General features: G+C 65.8%; 8 protein-coding genes. 1 reads left to right on the top strand and 7 read right to left on the bottom strand.

The window, feature by feature from the left end:
• Both ABT245_RS37810 and ABT245_RS37805 read right to left on the bottom strand, forming a co-directional pair.
• Positions 1-200, bottom strand: a 200-nt coding sequence (locus tag ABT245_RS37810) for a hypothetical protein (protein WP_351743158.1), incomplete at its 3' end; no start/stop codon positions are given.
• Between the two features lie 9 nt (positions 201-209).
• Positions 210-1,058, bottom strand: coding sequence for a helix-turn-helix domain-containing protein (locus ABT245_RS37805; protein ID WP_351743155.1), 849 nt, complete (start codon positions 1,056-1,058; stop codon positions 210-212).
• Positions 1,059-1,309: 251 nt separating this feature from the next.
• Here ABT245_RS37805 and ABT245_RS37800 point away from each other — a divergent pair, with 251 nt between their 5' ends.
• A complete protein-coding gene (locus tag ABT245_RS37800; protein ID WP_351743153.1) occupies positions 1,310-1,723 on the top strand; it encodes an ATP-binding protein in 414 nt (137 codons plus the stop codon).
• Positions 1,724-1,768: 45 nt separating this feature from the next.
• Here the strand turns inward: ABT245_RS37800 and ABT245_RS37795 are convergent, their stop codons facing one another.
• Genes ABT245_RS37795 through ABT245_RS37775 form a run of 5 tightly spaced genes read right to left on the bottom strand, consistent with a single transcriptional unit; the run spans position 1,769 to position 10,207 of the window.
• A complete protein-coding gene (locus ABT245_RS37795; protein ID WP_351743150.1) occupies positions 1,769-4,969 on the bottom strand; it encodes a type I restriction endonuclease subunit R in 3,201 nt (1,066 codons plus the stop codon).
• Complete coding sequence (locus ABT245_RS37790) at positions 4,899-5,588, bottom strand: hypothetical protein (RefSeq protein WP_351743147.1); 690 nt, start codon at positions 5,586-5,588, stop codon at positions 4,899-4,901. Before ABT245_RS37790 ends, ABT245_RS37795 begins: the two co-directional genes overlap by 71 nt.
• Positions 5,585-6,835 carry an AAA family ATPase gene (locus tag ABT245_RS37785; RefSeq protein WP_351743145.1) on the bottom strand — a complete coding sequence of 417 codons (1,251 nt, stop codon included), beginning with the start codon at positions 6,833-6,835 and terminating at the stop codon, positions 5,585-5,587. Before ABT245_RS37785 ends, ABT245_RS37790 begins: the two co-directional genes overlap by 4 nt.
• A 7-nt stretch (positions 6,836-6,842) precedes the next feature.
• On the bottom strand, positions 6,843-8,096 hold the full coding sequence (locus ABT245_RS37780; protein WP_351743143.1) for a restriction endonuclease subunit S: 1,254 nt from the start codon (positions 8,094-8,096) through the stop codon (positions 6,843-6,845).
• Positions 8,097-8,140: 44 nt separating this feature from the next.
• Positions 8,141-10,207 (bottom strand): type I restriction-modification system subunit M, encoded by a 2,067-nt coding sequence (locus ABT245_RS37775; RefSeq protein WP_351743140.1) that lies wholly within the window; start codon positions 10,205-10,207, stop codon positions 8,141-8,143.
• Between the last annotated feature and the right edge of the window lie 11 nt (positions 10,208-10,218).

Below are 10,218 nucleotides of genomic sequence, written 5' to 3'. Positions count from 1 at the left end.
CTGGTGCTCCTCAGCAGGTGGTCTGCTTTGCCAGCCTTGATGTCGGTGATGAGGGTACGCAGGGCTTCGAGGGAGTCGGTGAGGTAGTGGTCTTCTTGGCCGTTGACGGCTATGTAGCCGTTGCCGTCGGCGTCGGTGCCGAGCCGGAAGCAGGAGCTGCCCTCGGCGCAGAAGGGGCTTTCCCAGGTGATGTCGGGCACTGGTGCTCCTCATAGTTGGCGTGCGAGTTCACGAATGAAGTCTCGGGACTGCTCTGGCAGCAGTGCCAGATCTTCCAACAGATCGAGTTGTGCCCGGTATTTCGCCAACTGCCCCTCGGCGTGGAGGAAGGTGGGTCCGTGGGAGCTGTCCACCTGCACCGTATCGAGCTGCGGTACGGGTCCTTCGATGCAGACGACGGTCTGCCCGGCTCCAGGGAAGGCGCCGTGGGTGAAGGGGAGGACGAGCACGGTGACGTTGTCCCGCTCGGAGACCTCCAGCAAGTACTCCAACTGGGCACGGGCCACGTCGGTACCGCCGAACTGCATCCGCAGCGCGGCCTCGTGGATGACAGCGACGTAGGGGATCGCCGTTTCGCCGGTGATCACCTGCTGGCGTTCCGAACGCAGCGCGAGTCGCAAGGCAACCTCGTGCTCGGGCAGGGCGGGGACCGCGGCTCGGAAGATGGCCATCGCCTGTTCCGATGTCTGGAGCATGCCCGGCACGTGCACGGTGTTGGCGCCGCGCATGCGTACAGCGTTGCTTTCCGATTCTGCGATGTCCAGCAGGCCTTGGGGCAGGATGCCTCGATAGCGCTCCCACCAGCCTGTACTTGCCTGGGCCATCTCGACGAGCGCCTCGACGTATGCCTCATCGGTCACTTCGCAGTTGCAGGCGAGTGTGCGCAGGCGGTCGGCGCTGATACCCCGGACTCCTGACTCGATGTTGGAGATCTTGCCTCGGTCCACACCCAGTAGGCCCGCCGCGAACTCTGCGGACATGCCTGCCACAGTACGGATACGCCGCAGCTCACTTCCCAGTCGCTTCTGCCGTTCCGTGGGGGTCGTCCTCGGGGGCATGGGGTTCCTTCCATCCGGTGGGCCCGCTCGGTCGCACTCGGAGGCCGCTTTACCGCTCCGTGGTGAATTCTCTTGAGCGCGTGGAAAATTTACCACCGCCTGCTCTACTGTCAGTATCACGCAAGTTACACACCGCAATGCCGGAAGCGCACCGCGCGAGCATGCCCGTCCGCCCTGGGGCGGGTGTGCTCGCGACCAGGGCGGCAGGCCACCGGCGACCCCAAACCCTTCACACAGCCGTGGAGTTCGCCATGCCCGAGATCCCCCTCGTACCCGTCCACTGGCGCTTCCCCGCCCACCCCGCCTCCGTGCGGCGGGCCCGGCACGCCGTCGCCGAATCGCTGCCGGACTTCCTTCGTCCCCATCACTGCGACGACCTGGGCCTGTTGACCTCGGAGCTGGTCACCAACGCCGTCCGTCATGGCGCTTGCAGGGAGGACAAGGACCTCATCGAACTCGTCCTGTGGCCCGCCGACGGACACTACTGGCTCGCCGTCTCCGACCCCGGCGCTGGCCAGCCCGTACTGGCCGACCCGGACGCAGACGCCGAGAACGGTCGGGGCCTGCTCCTCGCCGACTGCCTCGCCGCTGCCTGGGCCGTCCGGCCCCGCCCCACGCGCGGAACGTCCGTGATCGCGGGCCTCTCTGTCCACCCGGGCGGTTGACCAGGCGGAGCCGTCGACCAGGAAGAGCACGGAAGGCCGGGCCGCTCAGGCCGCCTCGTCGTCGATGTTCTCCTCCCGGCGGATCATCCGCCAGGCCGCCCGGCGCGCACTCTGGTTGAGCGACTGCTTGAAGCTGTCGTCGTGGCTGAAGTACTGCCGTCCCATGTCGGCGATGGTGTCGATGTGTTCGGCCATCTTGTCCTCGAAGACCTCGTCGAAGACGAGCCCGAAGTTCTCCTCGTCGTTGACGGCGGCGGCGCGGACCTTCGGGTCCGCCTTCGCCTCGGAGAACGGCGTGATCACGTCCTGCTCGGTGAAGTCGGTGCCGAACTTGTCGTTGAACTTCTCGATCAGCTCCGACAGCAGCGACTTCTCCTGCTCCTTGGCACCGCCCGCACCCTCGCCGAAGCCGCGTAGCTCCGCCGCTCCCTCGGCGGTCAGTGAAAGATCGTGCTCGCCGGTCCTCTGCACCCGCAGGTGGCTGAGGTCGACGTCCCCTATGTCCACACCGGCGTCACCGCGTCGCGGCAGACGGTTGAGCAGGTGGCGGCCGTAGAGGTAGAGGCATTCGAGGTCGGCGTCGCGGTAGGGCACGATCTGCGAGAGGAAGCCGTACTTCCGCACGTAGTCGTTGAGGTCCGCGCGGAACTGCTCAGCGGCCTCGGCGGCGTCCTCGTCGGGGTCGCCCGCTTCGTCCTTGCGGTCCAGCAGCTCAGTGAACCGCTCGACGGCGGGGCCGAGATGCCGGTACAGCTCCGCGTGCAGCTTCTCCCAGCGGGCCACCGAGCCCGCCGCCTTCTCCTCGGCCGCCAGATAGGCGTCCGCGAACTCCCGCATCTCCTCCTCGACAAGGATGTCGGGCTGCATGACCCGGCTCTGTGCGGTGTAGAGGAGGTTGGGGTCGGAGGGGAGGGTGCTCGCCTCCTCGAAGTACGGGCGGAAGGACTCCTTGATGTCCTCGGCCTCGTTGACGAAGTCCAGCACGGCCAGGTCCGCCTGGGACTTGCGGTCGGCCGTGCGGTTCAGACGGGAGAGGGTCTGGACGGCGCTGATGCCCGCGAGCTTCTTGTTCACGTACATCGTGGTGAGCAGCGGCTGGTCGAAGCCGGTCTGGTACTTCTCGGCGACGACCAGGATGCGGTACTCGCGCTGCGTCGCCTTCCCGCCGGTGCGCACCGCCTTGTCGTCCTTGCGTGTGTACGCGAACGCCTTCGGCAGAGCGGACTCGGCCAGGCCGCCGTTCTCCTTCGGCTCGGTGGTCTCCTTGCCGTCGTACGTCAGGCTGCCGGAGAACGCGACCAGGACGCCGGGATCGGCGTACGCGCGATCATCGACGTACTTCCTGATCGCACGGGCCATCTGCACGGCGCTGTGCCGGGAGGCCGTCACCACCATGGCCTTGGCACGCCCGCCGAGCCGGCCGGCGGTGTGCGTGCGGAAGTGCTCGACGATCACCTGCGCCTGCTGCGTCACGGTGGAGTCGTGCGTGAGCGCGTACCGGGCGAGCAGCGGATTCGCCTTGGACGGGTCCACCTCACGCTCGTCCGGGTTCTTGTTCACCAGCTTCCAGTACGTGTTGTACGTGACGTAGGTACGCAGGGGGTCGAGGATGAAGCCTTCCTCGATGGCCTGGCGCATCGAGTACGTGTGGAAGGGGACGTACGTCGGCTTGCCGTTGACGCTGGTCAGAGTGCCGAAGAGTTCGAGCGTCTTGGCCTTGGGCGTGGCCGTGAACGCGAAGTAGGACAGGTTCTCTGCCATGCTGCGCTGGATGGCCTTCCGGCGGAGCTTGGCATCGGTGGTGGCTTCTGCTTCCTGCTCGGTCGCCCCGGCCTCGTCGGAGTCCGAGTCCAGGCCCAGGCCACGCAGGGCCGCGCGTACGTCCGTGGCCGCGCCGCCGGACTGCGAGGAGTGGGCCTCGTCCACGATGATCGCGAAATTGTGGCCCTGGATCTCGGTGGGGTTGCGGCGCAGGTAGTCGATGAGGGCCGGGAAGGTGTGCAGCGTGACCGTGATGATCTTCCCGGTCTCGCGGGACAGCGCCTTGGCGAGTTGGTCGGACTTCGCGCCGTGCTTCTCGTCGATCTTCACGACCAGACCGGCGGTCTTCTCGAAACTGCCGACGGTCTCGCGGAGCTGGGCGTCAAGGTTGCGACGGTCGGTGATGATCACGACCTTGTCGAAGACGGGCGCGCCGGGTTTGAGTCCGGCGGCCAGCGCATCGGGGTCGATCTCCGCCGGGTCGGTGGGCGTGTGCAGCGACGAGAGACGGTGCGCCAGCCACCCGATGGTGTTCGACTTGCCGGAGCCTGCGGAGGCCATGCCGAGATAGTTGTGACCGGCGCCGTGGCGGGACGCGTGGTCGGCGAGCTTCTTGACGATGTCCCACTGGTGGTAGCGCGGGAAGACCAGCTTCTTGCGCGTCCGCCCGTCCGCGCCTTTCTCCTTGCTGAGGTGTACGAACCGCTCGATCAGGTCAAGCCAGGTGTCCCGCTCCCAGATCTGCTCCCAGAGGTACGAGGTCGCGTACGTCCCGGGGACGGTGGGCGCCGGATTCCCCGCACCGCCGGGCTTCCCCGGGCCCTCCGACCCGGTGTTGAACGGCAGGAACCGCGTCGGCATGCCCCGCAACTCCGGCGCGACGAACACCAGGTCCGTGTCGATGGCGAAGTTCGCGATCACGCGCCGCGCGAAGATCAGCTCGGTGGGGTCGCGGTCCGTGCGGTACTGGTCCTTGGCGGCCTCCACCCCCTGGCGCGTGAGGGCGTTCTTCAGCTCGGCGGTAGCCAGCGGGATCCCGTTGAGGAAGAGGGTGAGGTCGAGGCGCTTGCCCTTGTCCGCCTGCTTGGCGGCGTACTCCAGCTCCTTGACGAAGGTCAGCCGGTTCGCCCGGTAGTCGTTCAGGACCGCGTCCGACGCAACGAGCGACGGCTTGAAGTACGCGAGCCTGATCAGGACGCCGTGGTCCTTCACGCCCTTGCGGAGCACGTCCAGCACACCGTCGGTCGCGATGGCCTGGTCCACGCGCTTGGCGAACCCGGCCTGGGCGGTGTCGGGATCACCGCCGTAGAGGGCGATCAGCTCGGCCCAGTCGTCGGCTTGGGTCTTGCGGAGGAAGTCGAAGAGCTGGGCGGTGTCCAGGCCGAGTTGGGGTTGGTAGTGCTGCTTGCTTCCTTCACTCCAACCGCGCTCCAGCAAGGCGGCGACTATGGCGTTTCCGAAGGCTGCTTCGTCGTGGACGGACATGAGCGGCTATTCCCCCGCTTTCCGGTGACCAGATAGGTGATGTCGCAGCAGAACTTGTCGAAGAGGATGAGTTGGCGCGGGCCAGGTCAAGATCCATGCCTTGGGTCAGTGCCGGCTGGTCCACGCGGGGGCGGTACCGCACTCCGTCGCGCCGGTGGTGGGTCAGCCAGCCCTTGCAGTCGCGTAACGTCTCGCTGTTGGCCGGGACCTTCAGGTCCTCGGTGAGCCCCGCCCGGCCGCCGAGCGAGGGCGCCGACACGAGGAACCATGCCTCGAACTCCCGGTTCGCCAGCACGACGGCCGTCCGGCGGTCCGGGCTGGCGGCCTCGGCCTTGGCCAGGAGCGAAGGCACGAGGCTGGCCGGACAGTCGTCGGCGGCGTCGATCACTACCAGGATGCCGCCCGGATGGTCGGCGGGTACGCGTCGAACCTGGGCCTCCACGGCGGCTTCCAGACCGCCCGGCCGGACGAGTCGGCCGCGGTCGACCAGGAAGGGCGGCTGGATGTCCGCGTCCCAGATCTGCGCCTCGTACATCAGCCGCCGCAGGAGCACGGGCAGCGCGCTGATCTCGCCCTCGCCCTCCACGACGGAGGCGATCGTGACCTTCGGGTGGTTCACTCCTCACCCTCCGGCTGCTCGTCCGACTGGTCCGGGGGTTCGACGACCGGGCGCAGTTGGTTGGAACGCAGCAGCTCGGCGGTGGTCGCCAGGCCGTCGGCAACGATCGATAGGCTCACCGGGTCCACTTCACCAATCACCGTCACCCCGTGCTCGGCCGCAACCACGCGGATGGCCGACAGGTCCGCCTCCTTACGGTCGAACAGCTCCGCGCTCTGCGTGGTGGCAAGGACCTGCACGTGCTCACTTGCTTCCGTGAGCGCGTCGTAGAGTGCCCCGGCCGCGAGCGGGTGCAGCGCCAACTCGGGCTCTTCGACTGCGATGAGCGGAATCCATCCTTCACGGGCATCGGGCTGGAAAAGCGCGGTCAACAGGCCGATGGCCCGGATGGTCCCCTCCGACATGGACTCGGCCCGGAAGACGTGCGGTTCGGTCTCGTCGTCGGCGGCGAAGTTGATCCGCGCCGCGATGTAGTCGGCGGAGGGGTCCGTGGGACCGACCTCCACAACACCGGGCACGATCACCCCGAGGTACTGCGAGACGCGCTCACGCTCCTGCTCCCCGAGAGCGGCCAGCGCCGGGCCGAGGTCGCCGCCGTCCTCGCCCAAGGCTCCGGCGGTCGGCGTGTTCGGGCTGGCCTTGCGGAGATTGGCCAGGTCGGGGCTGTAGAAGAACATCTCCGTCAGAGTCCCGTGAAGTTCACCGAACGGCTCCGTGTCCGCCCTTCGTGAAAGCCCCAGCAGCTTCTGACGGCGTTTCGTCCCCGCGCGGTATGGCACCAGGAAGTATTCGAAATGCTCGGTGTCAATTGTGCCCTCGGCGCCAGTGTGACGCATTTCGCAGTACTCATGCCGGATACGTACACCAGACTGCGCATCCTGCCCCGCCCCAGTGGCGGCCGTCGGCGCGAGGGTGATCTCGTACCGTCCCGCCCAGGGATCCGTGTCATGGGTGATCGCCGGCAGGTGAAACTCCAGACCGATCGTGCAGGAGGTCGCTGGCTCAGGGACCCGGCGCAGCACCTCGTCCCATCCGCCGCGCGCTGCCACGGCCTCGGCCGGACCATTCACCAGCGCGTCGCGTACGAAGCGCAGGGCGTCGAGGAAGTTCGACTTGCCTGCGGCGTTCAGTCCGAGCAGCACGGTGAACCGGCCGAGAGTCACATCGCAATGGGCGATGGACTTGTAGTTCTCGATTCGAACGCGGGTGATGAACGGCATCGGGCGGTGAGACGCGGCGGGGCTCATGGCGCGATCATTCCTCGATCCCTCGTCCACTGGCGGTGGACACGTCGATCTGGCCGGTGACGGCGGCAGTGATCAGGGCTTGGCGTCGCTCGGTGAGTAGGGTCTCTCTCTCCCTCAGTAGCTGGACCTTACGGCTAAGTTGCTCTTCCCCTCTAGCCAAGCGGAATACGATTTTCTGCTGCTCCGCCATGTCGGGGGCGGGAATCCATAGACTCCTGACCAGCTCCTGGCTGAGGTTAGGCTGACCAGCTCCCTGAGCGAGGGCGACGACGCTTTCTTTATGCGCCCGGAACCAATAGCGAGCATATTGCGTCGAGATTTTCCCTGTGGCCGACAAGACGCAGCATGCCTGATTTACGCATGCCCGTTTTGTTAGCAATCCTACTTTCCCCTTGGTGGCGCCCTGTCCGTACATCGCAATCACCAAAGAGCCGCGGCTGTGGAGCTTCAGTGCAGGGAAGTCATTCAAGGCTCTATCCGTGATCGTCTTTTCGCTCGATGTGACCTCTCCATCATTGAGGTCGCCACTGTTGACCCACCAATGGGGCCCATCGAAGTACTCGGCAACCGTAGACGTGGGAGTCGTACCGCTGCCTGTAATGAACTGATGGCCTACCTTGAGGAGGCTCCAATTGGGGTTCATCTTGGGCATCCATGGGATCTTCGTCGGACTCGCTTCGTCATTGCCGACCGTTGTCCAGAAGCGCATCGTCTCGTGAAATTGCTCCTGGAGGAGCGCTAGTTGACTAGCAGTTCTCTGTTGAAGATCGTTGATGCGATTAGTCTCTGCGTCGAGGAAGTCCGCGATGCGGCGCTGCTCCTCCAATGGTGGCAGCGGGACAGGCAGGCGATTGATGTCCCACTGGAACAGATGCGGAACCCCCATGCCGCCCTTGAGCATATTGATGGTTTCCTGTGTCGTCCGGCTCGCTAGGACATACCGAAGGTAGGATGACTCAATCCCGGTCGATCGAATGACAGCAATCGAGCCGTTCACGGTCGCCGGGCGAGGGAGATCCCGGATGATATTGACGATTCCTAGAGTGTTGCCGTCTTTAGCGAGCAGTACGTCCCCTGGCCTCAACTTCAATTCCGGGGACTCTTCGTAACGGAATTCGGAGATGTAGTTTACGTTGAAGAAGTCAATCTCACCTCCCTTGATATTGGGAGTCGACAGAAACGCGTATCCTTCTGGCTGATACTCGGCTGCAGTGAGAGCCTTCCAGCCAATTCGCGCGTTGACCGTAGCGACCCGGTCCACCCGAGTCCTGCTCCATCCAGCAGGTAGCGACTGGAGGTCGACAGTCACTCCGTCACCTCACCCAGCAGCGCCTGGATCTCGGCCTCAAGACCCTTCAACTCCGCGTCGATCTCCGCCAACGGCCGCGGCGGCTTGTACACATAGAAATGCCGCGTGAACGGGATCTCGTACCCGATCTTCGTCTTGCTGTGGTCGATCCACGCGTCCGGGACATGCGGCAGAACCTCCCGCCGCAAGTACTCCTCCACGTCCTCCTCCAGCGGCACGTTCTCGTAGTCCCGCAGCTCCGGGTCCGGTTCAGGCTCGCCCTTGACCTTCTGCTCCTCGCCCTGCGGGTCGCGCACGCCGACCGCCTCCCGCAGCGCCTTGCCGAACGGCGCGCCCGTCGGCCACAACAGTCCGGCCGCAACGACCGCGTCCTTGAGGTCGATCCACGCGTCGGACTTCGTCGCCCAGGACTTGCCGACCAGCGGGCGCAGCGCCGCCGCGAACTCCTCGGCGTTCGTGGCCCGTGCGATCGGCTTGGACGCGATGATCGCCGTCAGCGTCTCCTCCGTCACCTCGAAGCGGAGCTTCAACGGCCGTTCGACGGTGATCCGGCGATATCCGAAGTCCTCGTTGCGGAAGACCTTGATCTTTCCGGCCCGGTCGGCCAAGTCGTGGCCGCCGCCCTTCTCCGCCGCGTCGAGGACCGCCAGCGCCTCCGTGTAAAGCCTCGTGATCTCGGAGATGTGCTGCTCGCCCAGTTCCTTGCGCTTGTCGCCGAGCGACTTCCGCATCTTGCGCCAGTAGTCGCGCGCGTCCAGCAGGACGACTTTGCCGCGCCGGTCCCTGGCCTTGCGGTTGCTGAGCACCCAGAAGTACGTGGAGATGCCGGTGTTGTAGAAGAGCTGGTCGGGGAGGGCGACGATGCCCTCAAGCCAGTCGTTCTCCAGGATCCACTGCCGGATCCTGGACTCACCCGACTCCGCCGCCCCTGTGAACAGAGGGGAGCCGTTGAAGACGATCGCGATCCGGCTGCCGCCCGCCCCGGAAGGGTCCACCGGCTTCATCTTCGAGATCATGTGCTGGAGGAAGAGCAGCGAGCCGTCGTTGATGCGTGGCAGGCCGGCGCCGAACCGCCCGCTCTCGCCGAGGTGTTCGTGTTCGTACTCGACCGCGTCCTTGACCTTCTTCCACTCGACGCCGAACGGCGGGTTGGCCAGCAGGTAGTCGAAGGTGGCGCCTTCGTGGCCGTCCTGGCTGAACGAGTTGCCGAACTTGATGTTCTCCGGGTCCTGACCCTTGATCATCATGTCCGACCGGCAGATGGCCCAGGACTCGGGATTGAGTTCCTGGCCGAAGACCTTGACGGTGGCGTCCGGGTTGAGGGCGGTGATGCGCTCCTCGGCCGCGCTGAGCATGCCGCCGGTGCCGCAGGCCGGGTCCATGACCGTACGGACGGTCCCCGGCAGAGCCAGCGCGTCGCTGTCCGGCGCGACGAGCAGGTTCACCATCAGCCGGATGACTTCCCGCGGTGTGAAGTGCTCACCGGCCGTCTCGTTGGACTGCTCGGCGAAGCGCCGGATCAGCTCCTCGAAGATGTAGCCCATCTGGTGGTTGGAGACGATCTCGACGGGCTTGCCGTCCTCGTCGAGTACGACGTTGCCGTCGGCGTCCCTCTCCACCGGCCGCAGGTCGAGGTCGGCGAACCGTCCGACCACCTGGTACAGCAGGTTCGCCGTGTCCAGCCGCTTGATTTGCTGAGCGAACTCGTACCGCTCCAGGACCTCCCGGGCGTTGGGTGAGAAGGCGCCGTAGTACTCGGTGAGGTGCTTCGCGGCGTGTGAGGGGTCGCCCGCGATGGCCTTCAGCGTGTAGGCGCTGGTGTTGTAGAAGCTGTGGCCGGACGCCTTGCGCAGGAAGCGGTCGGGGTTGATGTCCTGGTCCTGGTAGCGGGCGGCGACCTCCAGGACCTTGTCCTTGGTCGGGGCGAGGACACACTCCAAGCGCCGCAGCACGGTGAACGGCAGGATCACCTTGCCGTAGTCGGACTGTTTGTAGTCGCCGCGCAGGCGGTCTGCGACCGACCACGCGTGGTTCGCCAGTTCCGTGTGCTTACTGCTGTTCAACGAAGTCCTTC

The organism is Streptomyces sp. NPDC001508, assembly GCF_040298665.1.
Lineage (GTDB): Bacteria > Actinomycetota > Actinomycetes > Streptomycetales > Streptomycetaceae > Streptomyces.
Note: the sequence above shows the minus strand (reverse complement) of the source record. Positions and strands in the feature narration are given on the sequence as shown.